Below are 14,292 nucleotides of genomic sequence, written 5' to 3'. Positions count from 1 at the left end.
CCGGCGCGCTGGAACTGCCATCCAAGCAAAGGTATCGAATGCCGAAGGAAGAAGTCCTCGAGTTTCCGGGTGTCGTGACGGAATTGCTGCCCAACGCGATGTTCCGGGTGAAGCTCGAAAACGAACACGAAATCATCGCCCATACGGCCGGCCGCATGCGCAAGAACCGCATCCGCGTGCTAACCGGCGACAAGGTCCTGGTCGAGATGACGCCCTACGACCTGACCAAGGGCCGCATCACCTACCGTTTCAAGTAAGATCAAGAGCCTGCCGGAATCGCGATGAGCATTTTGCAGAAGCTGGTGCTTGCTTCGGGTTCGCCGCGCCGGATCGAGCTTTTGCAGCAGGCCGGCATCGAGCCGGACCGCGTTTTGCCGGCCGATGTCGACGAGACGCCGCTGCGCGCCGAGCATCCGCGCTCGCTGGCCAAGCGGCTGTCGAAGGAGAAGGCTGAAAAGGCGCTCGCCTCGCTGCAGAGCGAAGACGACCATGCGCCATCCTTCGTGCTCGCCGCAGATACGGTGGTGGCCGTCGGGCGGCGCATCCTGCCCAAGGCCGAGACGCTCGACGACGCCGTGAATTGCCTCGGCCTGCTGTCCGGCCGTTCGCACCGGGTCTATTCCGGCATCTGCCTGATCACGCCGGGCGGCAAGCAGCGCCTGCGGCTGGTCGAAACCAGGGTGCGTTTCAAGCGGCTGCCGCGCGAGGAGATCGATGCCTATGTCGCCTCCGGCGAATGGCGCGGCAAGGCCGGCGGCTACGCCGTGCAAGGCCTGGCCGGCTCCTTCGTCGTCAAGCTGGTCGGCTCCTACACCAACATCGTCGGCCTGCCGCTCTACGAGACGGTGGCGCTGCTTTCCGGCGAGGGCTTCAAAGTCCACACCAGCTGGCTCGCCGCGCGGCCATGAGCCTGGACGACAAGGTGACGCCGCTGCGCCCGAAGCGCCCCTGCCCCGAATGTGGCAAGCCATCGGCGCGCGAGACCTATCCGTTCTGCTCGACGCGCTGCAAGGACATCGACCTCAATCGCTGGCTGAAGGGCGCTTATGTGATTACCGCCCGCGACGACGAGGAAGAGCCGGACGCGGACGGGCCGAAATAGGCCCGTTTGGGGCGGCTACCTCGCTGCCGCCACGGCAGATGATCGGTGTTCCAGAACGCTTGGCGTTTCCCACCTGAAATCAACGCTTAGGCGCTGGACAGGCGAAATTCCCGTGCTATAACCCACGCGCTTTCAAGGGGCGCCCACGGCGCTTTCCTGAAATCCGGTCAACGATATCTCGTTTGCCGGCGAGGCCCAGATAGCTCAGTTGGTAGAGCAGCGGACTGAAAATCCGCGTGTCGGTGGTTCGAATCCGCCTCTGGGCACCATCCCCTCTTCTCCCGGCATTCCCTTTCGCCGAAGCTTCTACGCTTCAGTCTCTGCAAATCTCTGAAATCGCTGATCTTTTCGTGAGAGCGGCGTGGCTAGGCGGGTTTCACGTAGATTTTGGCGTACTTGGTCCAACGGGGCGCAGGGATGGTATTTCCGTTGGTATTGGGCATCCTGTTGGTATCAAAGAGCCAAAGTGAGGCCCCTTAATGGCCCTATCCGACGTCAAATGCCGAAATGCCAAACCTGCCTCTAAGCTCGTTAAACTTTCTGACGGTGGCGGGCTCCAGCTTTGGGTGCAGCCTACCGGATCCCGCCTATGGCGCCTCGCCTATCGATTTGAAGGCAAGCAGAAGCTTTTGGCGCTAGGCAGCTATCCTCTCATTTCCCTCGCTGAGGCACGCCAAGCCCGCGATGACGCAAAACGACTACTGCTAGCTGGTGCCGACCCAGCGCGGGAGCGCAAGCTTCACAAAGCCAATTCGCAAAAAGACACTTTTCGTTCAATCGCGGACGAATATGTTGACAAGCTGAAGAAGGAGGGACGTGCCGACCGGACGATCAACAAGGTCAAATGGCTGCTCGACTTTGCCTACCCGACAATCGGCGACAAGTGCATTTGGGAGATCGATACGGCCGCCGTCCTTACCGCCCTCCGTCGCGTGGAGGTTCGCGGCCGATACGAGTCTGCCAGGCGACTGCGCTCGACGATTGGCAGCGTGTTTCGATACGCAATCGCAACCGCGCGCGCCGAGGCAGATCCGACGATTGCGCTAAGGGGCGCACTCATCAGTCCGACAGTCACGCCGCGTGCCGCGATTACCGATCCTAGGGCTTTAGGCGGCTTGCTGAGGGCGATCGATGCATTTGACGGACAGCCTACAACCCGAGCCGCCCTGAAGCTGATGGCGCTGCTGTTTCCCCGCCCCGGCGAGCTGCGCGCGGCCGAATGGGACGAGTTCGATTTCGAAAGCTCGGTGTGGATCATCCCTGAAGCACGCATGAAAATGCGACGGCCGCACCGCGTACCACTTTCAAGGCAGGCCATCGAAATCCTGACCGATCTCAGAGACATTTCCGGCGCCGGATCGCTGCTGTTTCCAAGTGTTCGATCGGCTTCGCGCCCGATTTCCGACAACACGCTTAACGCCGCCTTGCGTCGCATTGGCTACAGCAAGGAAGAAGCAACCGCGCACGGTTTTCGAGCAACGGCATCAACTCTGCTAAACGAATGCGGCAAGTGGCATCCGGACGCCATTGAGCGGCAGCTGGCCCACATTGAGAACAACGACGTTCGCCGCGCCTACGCCCGGGCAGAGCACTGGGAAGAGCGCGTCAGGATGATGCAATGGTGGGCCGATTATCTGGATGAACTCGAGAGTAAAAGCCCGCGGGCGATCTCAATCGGGGGACGCGGCAAGCCTGCTGTCCATACACCATCGCGAGCGTCCACTTTGAGCCCAACAGCGACCGTTCACCAAACGCCGATGCGAATCTCCAACCGCCGAAAATCATACTAAGGTTTACTGGACGACCAAATGGTAGGGACGAGTCAACACCTTCGATCGTCGTGTTTGAATTTATTGTTCCCCCAGGCCGTCGCCCACCAATGAACTAGGCGGACTATAAGGCACTGCTGGTGAACTTCGATCTTTAGCCGACATGCCGGCCGGCGCGGATGCGTATTCTGGCGATGACGGCGTGCTGTTCGAAGATGGCAGGACGATGAGTACACTCATCGGTCGGCCGACAACGCCAATGGCGGATGTGGTCGCCTTTCGCTGCGCACCTGACCCGCTTCGGCAAACCGCGCGGCCCTAGCACCGTCGTGAAGAGGGGCAAGGGCGGGCGAGCAGTCCATTCCCAAACCAAACGAACCCATCCCATGTCCCGAGCTTCCGGGATAGTGCCGTTGGCCGTTGCCGCGACCTGTCCGCTCAAGCCCTGCCCCTTTCGCGCGGGACAGATCGCTTGCCCAGTAGTGGCGGAGCGGCTTGCCCACGAGCAGTTACCAAGTTCGACACGCGGGATTTCGACGTATTCTCAAATTAGATCCCGCTAACCTTGTTGCTACGATCACGCGCAAAAACGTCGCTCCGGCGCCCCGCCAATGCTTGCGGACATACTTCTGCCGCGCCTACTAGTCTGGGTGGACGAGGCTGGTCACGATCCGTCGGGGCGCGAGCGCCGCCATGGCGCCGGAGGCAGCCGGCATTGATCGCAAGGAGATCGGCCTGCTTGTGCTTGCCACCTCGACGCCGGACCATCTCCTACCACCGAGCGCGCCGCTGGTGGCGCACAGGCTCGGCCTCGAGAATGCCGGCGGCATCGACCTTGCCGGCGCCTGCGCCGGATCGTCGCCCGCTTTGTGCCGCACCAGGCAAATGCCCGCATCTTCAATGCGGTCGGCAAGTCGCTCGGCATCGAGGATGAGCGCATCGTCAAAACCGTCGCCGACTGTGGCAACTCGTCGGCCGCAACGATTCCCCTCTCGCTGTCGGTTGCCCACAGCGCTAAGCCCCTTCAATTCGGCGAGAAACTCTTGTTGGCAGCGGCCGGAGCCGGCCTATCCGGCGGGGCGTTGGGGTTGGGGTCTAACTCGTGCCACCTGGTTGTTCGCATCCTAGGCTGCTAACGATTTCATTGGCAGCCTATTCTGTCGGTCAAACCACAGACCCTGAAGCCTGCCATCACCTTGAGGCCAACAGCGCCTATGTGCCCCAGCATGCCACGATTCTCCACTAAGAACTAACCAACCGTTGGCTTCCCTTCGGGAGAGATCAGGCGAGGACGCTGAATCGGCGGTGCATAGCCCCTTGCGATGGCGGGTCCGCAGGTGGTCGCCAGAAGCGTCCATGTCAGGTCGATCGCGTCATGTCACAATTGGGGCCGGGAGCTGATGGTCTGCTTGTGATAATGCGGGCGAAATAGCAGACGTTCGTTCATGAACCCTTTGTGTTCCTCGCGCCACACCCATCCCCTTCGAAACGCACTGTCAGATAGGCTCCCGGCGGCTCCTGCCATTTCAGCTTCTCGGATTCGACACGGACAATGACAGCGTGTTCCTGAACGAGACGATACGCGACTACTGTCTGGATGCCGGCATCGAGTTCACCCGCTGCCGTCCTTATCGCAAAAATGACCAGGCCTTCGTCGAACAGAAGAACGGCGCCGTGGTGCGACGCATTGTCGGATATCGCCGGTTGGAGGGGCTCGAAGCCGCTGCTGCCCTTGCACAGCTCTATTCGACGGTTCGGCTGTTCGTGAACTTCTTCCAACCCTCCTTCAAGCTGGCCGGAAAGGAACGGGACGGCGCCCGCGTGCGCAAGCGCTATCACCCTGCGGCAACACCTTGCCAGCGACTGCTGGCAGATCCACGCACGCCTGAACCGGTTCGTGCCAAGCTTACGCAAACACAGGCGAGGCTGGACCCGGTAAAGCTGCTGCAGGAGATGCGATCGGCGCAGCAGCGCCTGGTCGACATTGCCGATGAACCCTGCACGCCTGCGCTGGTGGTGAGCGATCCGGCGCTGGACCAATTCCTGTCGGGTCTGCGAACGGCTTGGAAGGAGGGGGAAGTCCGCCCAACCGCACGAGCCAAGCCGAGGCAAAAGCGGGGACGTCGCCGACCGGATCCGCTCGTGAAGGTCACAGGCCAGTTGCGCGCGTGGTTCGACGAAGAGCCCTGGCGGACGAGCCGCGAACTACTGGTGCGTCTGCAGGCGGAGCAGCCGGGCCAATATCCTGATCCACTTCTGCGCACGCTGCAGCGCCGCTTGAAGATCTGGCGGAAGGAAAAGGCACACGCGATGGTGTTCGGCCCAATGCACGTGGAGCCGGCAATTGAGCTGATCGCGCATTGATGGAATCCCAGCCCAGGGGAACATTATGGTGAGGCAACGGAAAGGTCGTTCGGGAGCATTCCAGGGTGAGGCAATACGGCTTCTCATCAGAATTGTCGCGCCACAGCCCTTTGCCGCCTATAATGGAACGCTGATCAACATCACGGGGAAGATCTGCTTTCTGACCGCCGGTCATGTGCTGGCTGACCTCAAAGAAAAGCTCGACGATGACAGGATCGAGGTCATCGACGTCGTTCTAGCCGACACCTTCGCAAAAGACCGCGCCAGCGACAAACCCGTTCCCTTCGATGTCAGGAACGAGCACTTTTATATCGTCGATGACGAAGAACAGGGTCTCGATTTCGGCGCCATACCTTTACGCCCGTACTACACCAATCTTCTGGCGAAAAATGGAACGATTGCGCTCGACGAGGAGCGGTGGATCCACCAGCATGGAGTTCATTTTGATGGCTATGCGATGCTGGGGCTGCCTCAAGAGCTAACCTCGCCGGCTGTCGATGCCTCGGGAAATGGAGCGGTTTTCCCCGACAATGTTTTGGGTCGTGCGTCACGAGACCCCACCTACAGATACCCCGCAAACGACCCACCCGCGCTTTGTTGCAGAAATAGCAGAGGGCCTATCGGTCACCGACATCAAAGGCATGAGCGGCGGGCCTATATTCGGCTTTCGGATCGAGGGTGAGAATGCCGTTCGATATTGGGTTGTCGCGTTGCAAAGCACCTGGCTTCCAACAAGGCGGATAATCTTCGGATGTCCTTTGCCCACCCTGGCGCCTCTCTTGAAGAACCTCATGGTCAACGGACCCTCACCCGTGACCCTGTAACCGCCCATGTTCTGGCGTTGCCAGCAACACATTCACAAGTTTTCTATCTAATACTGAGGTATCCTCCGAAGGTTGCATATTAGTGCACGCTTGTAACATCGTCAGTCTAGACTTTGATTGGCCAACTATGTCTTATTTCTATTTCTATCCTTTTTCATAAGACTCTGTCCTTACTTTTTAAGTTGCTGTATGTCACCAAAAAAATTCTGGTTAGTATTAGCCTATGCCGTTCTGTGGATTTGACGAATTACCTATCGCGCTGCGATCGATGTCATGCTATCGTAGTAGATAGGCTCAGATGGAGATTCTGATGGAAACGAAGCAACTCGAAGCGAAGTCCGCCCCTATCGAACTCGAAGTCAACAGCGCAGCGCTCAAGCGCCTGATGGAAGAAGTCGCGGCGGACGACAAGATCCTTTGTGCTGCTCACTACAATCGCACGCACAATCGGCATAATCGGTGAGGCAGGCCGGCTCCGACGGCAGGCGTCTCGATACGATCTTGGTGAAAGTCGCAAGTCGTTGCAACATCGATTGCTCTTATTGCTATGTCTACCATATGGGCGACGAGGGTTGGCGCGAGCAACCAAAGCTGATGTTACCGGCCGTTGTCGAAAGCGTGGCTGCAGCCCTTCAGACTCAGTTCCAACGCCAAGGAGTCCCTTTTAACATCGTGTTGCATGGTGGCGAGCCGCTGATGCTTGGTGTGAAGCGACTGTCGGACCTTTGCAGGTGTCTTAAGAGTTCCCTGCCCCCCTCTTGCGGAATTCATGTACAAACCAATGGCATCCTGCTGAGCGACCCCATCATCGACGTTCTGGTTGAGTTCGGTGTTGGCGTCTCAATCAGCATCGATGGTCCCGCTACGGTTCACGATCGCTTCCGCAAGGATCATCAGCAACAAGCCACCCATGCTCGCGTTATTGCCGGAATCGAAAAGTTGCAGCGTCGCGACGATGCATGGCCACTTTTCGCCGGCGTGCTTGCGGTCGTCGATCCGGCGAGCAGCCCGTCAGACGTCTATTCCTCCCTGAAAGAAACCGGGGCACCAAGCCTCGACTTCCTGGTTCGGGATGGCAATTGGGACTCGTTGCCGTTTGGCAAGGCCTCTGCCGATTCGACAGAATATGGCGCGTGGCTTTCCGGTCTGATGGCGGTGTACCTTGCGGATCCTGCTCCGCCTCGTGTCCGCATCCTTGACGATATGCTGCGCCTGCTGCTTGGCGGAATATCCTACAAGGAAGGCGTAGGGGAAACGGACTACGGTATCCTGGTTGTCGAACCGGATGGCCGCATAACAAAAAATGACACACTCAAGGTCGCGCATGCATCGGCCGACCAGTTTGAGCGACCTTGGTCGATCCTACACGACGAACTGTCGACCGTTCTGGCAAGCGCTTCCTTCGAGGAATACTGGCGACAACAACGCCCGACTTCGAGCGTCTGCAAGATGTGTCCTGACCTGGCGATATGTGGCGGGGGTATGGTGGCACATCGGTGGAGTTCAAGGCGCGGTTTCGACAACCCAACGGTTTTTTGTGCCGATCAGCGTCTTCTGATCGCCAACATGCGAAACGCAATCCGGCTCGCCGACGGCGATGCCGCGTGACAAGGAGCGATCGAATGCCCCAAAATGAAGTCGCTGATGTCTCTATAATTGCGATAACCGAGACGAAAAGGGAGATTTCCATAAAGGCCTTCGGCAGCGCTGCGCTGATGCGCCTCATTGAAGAGGTCCGCAACGACGAGTCGCCGCAGGGCAGAACCGCGTACGATCGCACCTATCACCGACACAATCGCTAGAAATCATCGCAAGTATAGTCCATGCCCGACTTGATTCCGATCACACTGCGCGTAGTTGAAAAGACGAAGAAACCTTTCCCCTATTTTTTGGCTGAGCAGTTTGTTCCGCCATCTCTTGAAAATGAACTTCTGGCCTGGTTGGAAGACGGGGCGCCCTGGCGTCTGGTGGAGACCGATTTCTATGAGCAGTATGAGTTCAACCTCTTTGAGGCTGACATGCCGGCGTCTCTAGCATGGCTAGTATCACATGGGTGTCTAGCGCATTTGCGGGAGCTTATCGAAACGACATTGGGGTGCAGACTGACTGACAAGACCGACTTGGTCGCCCACAAGCTGTTGGCTGGGCAGCGCATAGGCATCCATAACGACTATCTTGAAGGCCAGGAAACGCATCGTCTCACGGTTCAACTCAATCAGGGCCTTAATATTGAGGATGGCGGCTTCTTCATGCTGTTCAACAGCTTTGACGCGAGCGACATTCACAAGGTTCTGCGCCCGTTGAGCGGTTCAGCCGTGGGCTTTGAAATCAGCCAAGATTCGCATCATGCGGTTTCACGCATGCATGGCGGAGAACGATACACGCTGGTCTATTCCTTCTATGCAGATCGCTCGGCACACTGATTTGTTTCTAAGCAAGGCTTGGCTAAAAGGCGCCCCTGCATTTCTGCCGAGTTTGGCGAGCGACCTTGTGAGTGATTTCTGGCGCGGGGAGGGTCGCCCTCTCGACGCCTTTTCATATGGCACGACCCGATGGCTGACAGCCGACCCGGTGGCTGAGCGATTGGTGATGCATGGGTTTGCGATCGGCGCCGAATATGCCTTGGTCGAGGCTCTGCCGACAAACGTTCGTTCCCGGTATGAAGCCTTGGACCTCAGCTTTCGATCGGATAGCCCAACCGTCGACGAGTGTTCGCTGTTCACAGAAGCCCTTGCCTGGCTTGATCGACAGCCAGACCTCCTTGAAACGATGGCGCTCCTGGTCCGATCGGTTCATTTTCTCGTCAGCCCCGGCGTGGGGTACGACGTCAGTCATTCCGATCCGGAGGTGCCGTTTTCGATCTTCGTCTCGCTACCGACTTCTGAAAACAACGCTGGATTGCGCTTGGCCGAATCAGTTTTGCATGAAGCAATGCATTTACAGTTGACGCTTATCGAGCACGCGGTGCCGCTCATTCAAGACGCGGAGGCCAAGGGCTTCTCTCCCTGGCAACAAAAGTATCGTCCCGTTCGAGGTTTGATGCACGGGCTCTACGTCTTTCGGGTCATCGATGAATGGCTGAGCGCCGTCGCTGGAAGCGAACGGGACTTCGGCCAAGGTAGGTATGTTGCGAAGCGGCGAAGCGAAATCGCGGAAGAAATTGCAATGGTCTCCGACCTTGGATCATCGTCTGCATTGACGGAACAGGGTGGTCATTTCGTCCGATGGCTGGTTGGCGACCAAGGATTAGGGAACGCCAGTTCCATCAATCAGATCTGACGCCATCGCACTATATTCAGCTTCAGGTCCTTTGGCTCGAGCCAGGGCTTCCTGGGCCTTGATGACAAGTCTTTGATCGCCTTCGGCTTCCGATCCATCGAGCGTGTCGACTACATCTTGAAGTAGAAGTAGTCGCTGGATAGCCGCGAGACGTTCCTCAGACAGGTCGCTTCGGTTGAGACCGACAACATTAATCGTCATGTCGCCGTACTCTGTGACGCCGACAGCAACATCTTGCCTGAATTTAATGTGGTCGCGTGGGTTTTTCGGTCCCGACGGATTGAGAAGAAGCGGATCCTCGACCGCAACGTCTTGCAGATGGTTACGAGCCTGCGCACTCGGATTGCGGAGAGGAAAGACGTTTTTCTTGTGGCTGCGATTGCAGACCTGGCAGCAATAGAAGAGATTGTCCCAGCTATACGCCAACCAATAGTAGCCAGGATAGATCTTTGGTCTCTTGAACGCTTGCTGGCTATACTGCTTGGGACGATAGTGCTCGACATCCGCCGCAGCGTTCGCCTCGAATATTCCTTCACAAAAGCAGCACTTTTTCCGTTGAGCAGTTCTCAAGACATTTTTCACGGCCTTATGCCCATAGATTTCTTTTTTTATGTCGAAACCAACCGAGCCGTCTTCATATTCAGCCTGCCTTGCCAGAAGATCGGCATTGTAGCCGGTGACAAGCGCCGCGCCCTCCCCCAATTTGGCAGGGGCTGCAGGTTTCGTTATGAGGATCATGATGCGGTTCGCTGGGAAAGCAGCCTGGCCGCGGCCTGGCGGATGATGTCCATTGCTTTCTGATCGTCGGAGTCTGTGGTCGGCAGTCCGTGCACAAATCTGTCGAGAGCTCTCAGTTCGCTTTTCTCGCTCGCCGACAACTCCTTGTTTTGAGACAGTTCCACTCTTCGGCTCATCGCCCGTTCGACGTCGGGCGGCCTTGCCGAACTAAGCCCGAAGAGCTCGCTGGTGATGATTTGATCCAGCCTCCACGTTTTGACCACGGCCGGATCACTTACAATGGTCGCCTGGCCGTCAATATCGCGAATGACTGCCAGGTTGGTGTCCAGAGCGTCCTGGGCCATTAGCGGGCTGTGCGCGGTCGCTATGAACTGTACCGCTGGAAAATGCTTGGTCAGGTGTTCCCGGATGGTTCGTTGCCATTGCGGATGAAGATGGAGATCGATTTCGTCGACGATAACGATTGCTGGTTCCAGCAGGGGGTTCGCGCTCGCAGGATAGTGATTGAGGAGCCGCCACGCGATATCTGACGTCCACGCCATAACAGTTTGGTAGCCAAGGCTGAGATCCGCCATGGGGACTGTGCCGAACGGGGTCTTGACCCACACTCCGCCGTTGTCGTCCTTCGTGCCAGGCAGCCGGGGACCGCGAATGTCGATGTCCTCAGGCCTCTCGATGGCCGGCAGTATCTCCGCAAGAAGCGCCTTCAGGCCCTTAAGTTTTTGGCTCGCTATCTTTTTGCGCGGTCCTTTCTCCTTCAATTGAATATAATCGAGCCGATAGAGCGTCTCCTCGGTATCAAACAGTTCAGCTGAAGCGTCGAACAAGGACGCAGTTGAGTCGACCTCTGTCAGCCTTTCGAGATTTCCAACGCCTCGGTGACGACCTGCCCCGTAGGCGAGCACAAGGGGTTCAACGCTTGCCCCCTTGAAATCCCCGCCAGCGTCGACGTCTACAATGCGTCCTTTTTTCCGACGGATTGTCATCCGCGTCGAAACCAATCGATGTCTCGTCTTGGCGGGGCTGTCGAAACGCGTACCGGTTTCAAGCTCCACCCTCAGCGAGGCATTGGCGTCTGTCCCTGAACGCGCCAATGCCTTTAGCACCGCGTTGTCCTCCTCCTGGGCAAGCTCGGGTTCAATAGCCCGTGGCATTTGCTCTGAAGGTTGACCCGACACGTCATTGTATCGCGGCCGCATGCGCGTCAGACACTGAAGAATGGTTGTTTTACCGACGCCGTTGTCGCCAAGGATCAAAGTCCATTGCGCAGGACGACCTTGGGGATCACGCAGGTCCAGTCTTTGCAGGCCGGCAAACGAGCGGATGTTCTCCAACTCCAGCATCGTGAAGTAGATGGCTTTACTATTCGGTTTCATTTGCGGCAGCCTACAGGTCTTGCAGAGGGATTGGAGGACAATGCAGTCCCTCTATACGAGACGAACGAACCATCGTCACGTGGCTGGCGGAGCGATTTCAATACCCCGATCTGCCACATATCCACAGATAGGACAACCACGACCTGCAGCGAGGTCGACGGAGAGAGTCCGCTTTCGAGCACAATTGAGCTCTTCGACCGAGATTGGGCGCGAAGCTGCATGACCGGAAGGTGGCCGAAATCGACGTTAGGCAGCTCTGGTTTGGGCCGCCCGATAGAAACGAGCGACGGCCATTCTTCAGTTGATGAATCACTGGATAAACAATAATAATAATTTTAGTTTGACATGATTCTTATGTGAAAGTCATTTTCACTTTTTTAGTCCGTCGAGGTATGCATGTCAGTTCTAGACATCCCGCTCCGAAAAATTCTGCAATTGTTCTATGCGCCGCAGTCGCTGCAGCGCTCAATTTTGAAGGACGACATTCGGCTTGACCGTAGAAAAGAAAAAGGTGGCAACAGAAGCCGAGGTGGCGACTTCTACCTACCGTTCTGGTCCGATGTAAAAAAGCACATTGCCGGGGACGCGGATCTTTCGGAGATGACCGATGGCCGCATACAATCAAACAAGAATTTTACGCGACTATACCCACTCCTGAAAGACGGAGTAATCGACTTGCTTAGCGCGAAGCTACGTTGGTCAAACGAACCTGTCCAAATAGTGCCGAAGAGCGTGCACGGAAACCTACAATTTGGAGATATAGGGGGTATCGTTCGTATACGTGATGCCCTGCATGCCCGCGTCAGAGGTGAGTACACACGGGTCGTGTATCCTTACTTCAGCGAGGAGCCCGCACTCTCTGAAGAAGGCGGCAGGTTAGGCTTATGGGCGATGCAGCAAGCTTTGACCGAATCTGATCCAAATGACATGCGCATTATCGACATTCTTCGTCGGACGTTCTTCTCGCCGCAAACAACTCCATTGCGGGGAGATGAGGGGACCGTGTTCCGAGAAAATTACATTTCAATAATCGCCGAATGGGAGCGTCTGAAGCTAGATTAACAGGCTACTGTGGCTTTGCTTCTATGAACGCCAAGCTACGGTGCATCGACGAAGCTTGGAGGATCGACCCCGGCACCGTCAGACCCCATTGGAGCTTCGGTGGCATCCCGCCGTCGATGCTTCGCAAACCGGTCCTGCAAAGACCGAAGCACAGCCGGGTATAACCTGGGTCGCCTTGAGGACAGGAGCACACATCACAGTGAGTTGTGCATAGTGTTGCGATAATCCAGGTCGTGCGGTTCAAGCACCGGTAAATCGATAGCTGCTTTTGGCGTCTTTTTGAATGTCGGGAACTGGCACCGATCGGAAAGCCTGCAACTGGCGCAGCCGTAATCCCCAGCGGAACCGTCGGAATGTCGGCTTTCGGGAACTTGTGAAGCTGACCTCTACGGCAGAAACGCGGCGCGAAGCGGCCATCCGTTCCCATTGAACCGTTATTGGTCAGAGGCGGTCCTCGGCGGATGTTTCGCATCCGAAGCAACCCCTCGCCTGCCCACGTGTCTGCATTGGGTCACCTTCTGACCCAAGCCCCAACGTACACACGCGGGAGTGTCCTACAAGCCGTCGGTTTCCACAGATCGGATGGTTTGGGCGGGCGAGCTCAGAAGCCGAGAGCTTAGAGCGATTGTAAATCGTCGTTGTAGCAGAACAAACTGTGTAACAAACAGCGCGAAAAGCTCAATATTTTCAGTACTATAGGCGTGGAATCGAAAGACGCAGGGATATTCGAAGCCCTTGGCGTCGTCGCAGTATTGCTTGCTCTCCGGCGCGTCGATGCCGTTGAAGCGAATCCGCTGGCCGCGAACTTCTATCGTGTCGCCGTCGATAACGGAGGCGACACCCGAGATCGGTTCCGGCTTCGGCCCGAACCAGTTCGATGCGTTGAGCTCGGGCAAGCGGTCGCTGTGCTGCATGGCGATCTGCGCGGCCAGCGCGCCGGCTGCCGCGAACGTCACGAAGATCAAGCGCCGCGGCACGCTCGCCCACCGCAGTGCGCGCGAGCGCTTTGCGCCGGTGCGTTTGCGCCATTGATCAGATCGATTGTCGTGTCGTGATCTATCCATTGTCGACTTATGCCGACCAGCCCGGCCAGGTACTGTCGATCATGGGCATGGCAGCGCAGTAGTAATCGTAGACAAACTGACCGGTCGCCATATCCCGGCAACGCCAAATCAAAGCATAGTTCGGGCCGTAGAACTGGTCCCATGCAACGCCATAAACTTGCGGTCGCGGAACATAGTAGCCCCCGCCGCCATTCTTTGCTGCCGCGCCCGCCGCAGCGGCTACACCCGCCACCGCAATCCCAGTCGCGACAGCGTTGTCGGTCTGTATCAATCGAACGCATTTCTCAGCCGTTGCACCACGCCGAATCAGGAGGGCTGCAACTCGACTTCGATATTGTTCGTCCGTGCTGCCGGCCAACGCGTGGCAAAGCGCTGTTGTGTTCTGCGCTTTTAAATCGCTATCCGAAACGTTCGTGTTTGTTGAGCACCCGCCGATGAACACGGCCGCGCCCGCAAGAAATGCTATCATCTTCATTGAACTGTCCCCCCGTTGAATACTGGGGGTAATTCACGGTGCGTGTCCAGAATTTTGTTTAACTTCGTCTACCTGGCCGCGCGGGTCAGGCCAGCGCAGCGAGCCCAGTCGAAATGCAACTCGCCGGGCGAGGCCCTGCAGCCTCAGCCCGACGAGTTCACAACTGATGCGATAGGGCCGGGATCAACCGGCGAATCCTTCGCCTTCGGCGGGTCCCCCGCGGGCAGCATTCAGGATGA

15 protein-coding genes, 1 tRNA gene and 2 pseudogenes are annotated in these 14,292 nt (G+C 57.4%); 14 read left to right on the top strand and 4 right to left on the bottom strand.

What is annotated here, in order from left to right; all coding sequences use genetic code 11:
• The first annotated feature begins 38 nt into the window (after window positions 1-38).
• The 13 genes and pseudogenes from infA (at window position 39) to ACFX5Q_RS22385 (ending at window position 9,338) form a co-directional block, all read left to right on the top strand.
• The gene (gene infA, locus ACFX5Q_RS22445) at window positions 39-257 is read left to right on the top strand and encodes a translation initiation factor IF-1 (protein ID WP_006200926.1); all 219 of its coding nucleotides are present in this window, start codon (window positions 39-41) and stop codon (window positions 255-257) included.
• 24 nt (window positions 258-281) lie between these two features.
• A complete protein-coding gene (locus ACFX5Q_RS22440) occupies window positions 282-908 on the top strand; it encodes a Maf-like protein (RefSeq protein ID WP_006200928.1) in 627 nt (208 codons plus the stop codon).
• Window positions 905-1,102: a DNA gyrase inhibitor YacG gene (yacG, locus tag ACFX5Q_RS22435; protein WP_006200929.1), complete on the top strand. Its 198-nt coding sequence runs from the start codon at window positions 905-907 to the stop codon at window positions 1,100-1,102. The genes ACFX5Q_RS22440 and yacG overlap by 4 nt, the downstream gene beginning before the upstream one ends.
• Before the next feature lie 193 nt (window positions 1,103-1,295).
• Window positions 1,296-1,371 (top strand) — tRNA-Phe (locus ACFX5Q_RS22430).
• 210 nt (window positions 1,372-1,581) lie between these two features.
• A complete protein-coding gene (locus ACFX5Q_RS22425; protein WP_404281474.1) occupies window positions 1,582-2,892 on the top strand; it encodes a tyrosine-type recombinase/integrase in 1,311 nt (436 codons plus the stop codon).
• 672 nt (window positions 2,893-3,564) lie between these two features.
• A pseudogene (locus ACFX5Q_RS22420) lies at window positions 3,565-4,007 on the top strand (3-oxoacyl-[acyl-carrier-protein] synthase III C-terminal domain-containing protein); the annotation flags it as partial.
• Between the two features lie 373 nt (window positions 4,008-4,380).
• Window positions 4,381-5,235, top strand: a pseudogene (locus ACFX5Q_RS22415) (transposase); the annotation flags it as partial.
• A 25-nt stretch (window positions 5,236-5,260) separates the two neighbouring features.
• Entirely contained in the window at window positions 5,261-5,917 is a 657-nt protein-coding gene (locus tag ACFX5Q_RS22410; protein ID WP_404281472.1) for a hypothetical protein, read from the top strand.
• A 452-nt stretch (window positions 5,918-6,369) separates the two neighbouring features.
• Complete coding sequence (yhhA, locus tag ACFX5Q_RS22405; protein ID WP_404281470.1) at window positions 6,370-6,522, top strand: YhhA family cyclophane-containing RiPP; 153 nt, start codon at window positions 6,370-6,372, stop codon at window positions 6,520-6,522.
• Between the two features lie 38 nt (window positions 6,523-6,560).
• A complete protein-coding gene (yhhB, locus tag ACFX5Q_RS22400; protein ID WP_404281468.1) occupies window positions 6,561-7,667 on the top strand; it encodes a cyclophane-forming radical SAM/SPASM peptide maturase YhhB in 1,107 nt (368 codons plus the stop codon).
• 14 nt (window positions 7,668-7,681) lie between these two features.
• Window positions 7,682-7,861: a YhhA family cyclophane-containing RiPP gene (gene yhhA, locus ACFX5Q_RS22395; RefSeq protein ID WP_404281467.1), complete on the top strand. Its 180-nt coding sequence runs from the start codon at window positions 7,682-7,684 to the stop codon at window positions 7,859-7,861.
• Between the two features lie 21 nt (window positions 7,862-7,882).
• Complete coding sequence (gene yhhC, locus ACFX5Q_RS22390; RefSeq protein WP_404281465.1) at window positions 7,883-8,482, top strand: cyclophane-containing peptide 2OG-Fe(II) oxygenase YhhC; 600 nt, start codon at window positions 7,883-7,885, stop codon at window positions 8,480-8,482.
• A complete protein-coding gene (locus ACFX5Q_RS22385) occupies window positions 8,424-9,338 on the top strand; it encodes an aKG-HExxH-type peptide beta-hydroxylase (protein WP_404281463.1) in 915 nt (304 codons plus the stop codon). The genes yhhC and ACFX5Q_RS22385 overlap by 59 nt, the downstream gene beginning before the upstream one ends.
• Here ACFX5Q_RS22385 and ACFX5Q_RS22380 read toward each other — a convergent pair.
• The gene (locus tag ACFX5Q_RS22380) at window positions 9,306-10,076 is read right to left on the bottom strand and encodes a hypothetical protein (RefSeq protein ID WP_404281461.1); all 771 of its coding nucleotides are present in this window, start codon (window positions 10,074-10,076) and stop codon (window positions 9,306-9,308) included. The two genes, ACFX5Q_RS22385 and ACFX5Q_RS22380, sit on opposite strands and share 33 nt — an antisense overlap.
• Entirely contained in the window at window positions 10,073-11,452 is a 1,380-nt protein-coding gene (locus ACFX5Q_RS22375; protein WP_404281459.1) for an AAA family ATPase, read from the bottom strand. Before ACFX5Q_RS22375 ends, ACFX5Q_RS22380 begins: the two co-directional genes overlap by 4 nt.
• A 396-nt stretch (window positions 11,453-11,848) precedes the next feature.
• Between ACFX5Q_RS22375 and ACFX5Q_RS22370 the strand changes: the two genes are divergently transcribed.
• Window positions 11,849-12,514: a hypothetical protein gene (locus tag ACFX5Q_RS22370; protein ID WP_404281457.1), complete on the top strand. Its 666-nt coding sequence runs from the start codon at window positions 11,849-11,851 to the stop codon at window positions 12,512-12,514.
• Between the two features lie 554 nt (window positions 12,515-13,068).
• Here the strand turns inward: ACFX5Q_RS22370 and ACFX5Q_RS22365 are convergent.
• Window positions 13,069-13,578: a thermonuclease family protein gene (locus ACFX5Q_RS22365; protein ID WP_404281455.1), complete on the bottom strand. Its 510-nt coding sequence runs from the start codon at window positions 13,576-13,578 to the stop codon at window positions 13,069-13,071.
• A gap of 7 nt (window positions 13,579-13,585) precedes the next feature.
• The gene (locus ACFX5Q_RS22360) at window positions 13,586-14,053 is read right to left on the bottom strand and encodes a hypothetical protein (protein ID WP_404281453.1); all 468 of its coding nucleotides are present in this window, start codon (window positions 14,051-14,053) and stop codon (window positions 13,586-13,588) included.
• Between the last annotated feature and the right edge of the window lie 239 nt (window positions 14,054-14,292).

This window comes from Mesorhizobium sp. IMUNJ 23033 (assembly GCF_044778005.1).
In the GTDB taxonomy this organism is placed as follows: Bacteria; Pseudomonadota; Alphaproteobacteria; order Rhizobiales; family Rhizobiaceae; genus Mesorhizobium; species Mesorhizobium amorphae_A.
This window is presented reverse-complemented; position numbering and strand designations above follow the sequence as displayed.

Coding starts and splice junctions, on each gene's coding strand:
- infA (WP_006200926.1), top strand. CDS start 39: ATGCCGAAGGAAGAAGTCCTCGAGTTTCCGGGTGTCGTGACGGAATTG.
- ACFX5Q_RS22380 (WP_404281461.1), bottom strand. CDS start 10,076: ATGATCCTCATAACGAAACCTGCAGCCCCTGCCAAATTGGGGGAGGGC.
- ACFX5Q_RS22440 (WP_006200928.1), top strand. CDS start 282: ATGAGCATTTTGCAGAAGCTGGTGCTTGCTTCGGGTTCGCCGCGCCGG.
- ACFX5Q_RS22385 (WP_404281463.1), top strand. CDS start 8,424: ATGGCGGAGAACGATACACGCTGGTCTATTCCTTCTATGCAGATCGCT.
- yhhC (WP_404281465.1), top strand. CDS start 7,883: ATGCCCGACTTGATTCCGATCACACTGCGCGTAGTTGAAAAGACGAAG.
- ACFX5Q_RS22425 (WP_404281474.1), top strand. CDS start 1,582: ATGGCCCTATCCGACGTCAAATGCCGAAATGCCAAACCTGCCTCTAAG.
- ACFX5Q_RS22365 (WP_404281455.1), bottom strand. CDS start 13,578: ATGGATAGATCACGACACGACAATCGATCTGATCAATGGCGCAAACGC.
- ACFX5Q_RS22360 (WP_404281453.1), bottom strand. CDS start 14,053: ATGAAGATGATAGCATTTCTTGCGGGCGCGGCCGTGTTCATCGGCGGG.
- ACFX5Q_RS22370 (WP_404281457.1), top strand. CDS start 11,849: ATGTCAGTTCTAGACATCCCGCTCCGAAAAATTCTGCAATTGTTCTAT.
- yhhA (WP_404281470.1), top strand. CDS start 6,370: ATGGAAACGAAGCAACTCGAAGCGAAGTCCGCCCCTATCGAACTCGAA.
- yhhA (WP_404281467.1), top strand. CDS start 7,682: ATGCCCCAAAATGAAGTCGCTGATGTCTCTATAATTGCGATAACCGAG.
- yacG (WP_006200929.1), top strand. CDS start 905: ATGAGCCTGGACGACAAGGTGACGCCGCTGCGCCCGAAGCGCCCCTGC.
- ACFX5Q_RS22410 (WP_404281472.1), top strand. CDS start 5,261: ATGGTGAGGCAACGGAAAGGTCGTTCGGGAGCATTCCAGGGTGAGGCA.
- ACFX5Q_RS22375 (WP_404281459.1), bottom strand. CDS start 11,452: ATGAAACCGAATAGTAAAGCCATCTACTTCACGATGCTGGAGTTGGAG.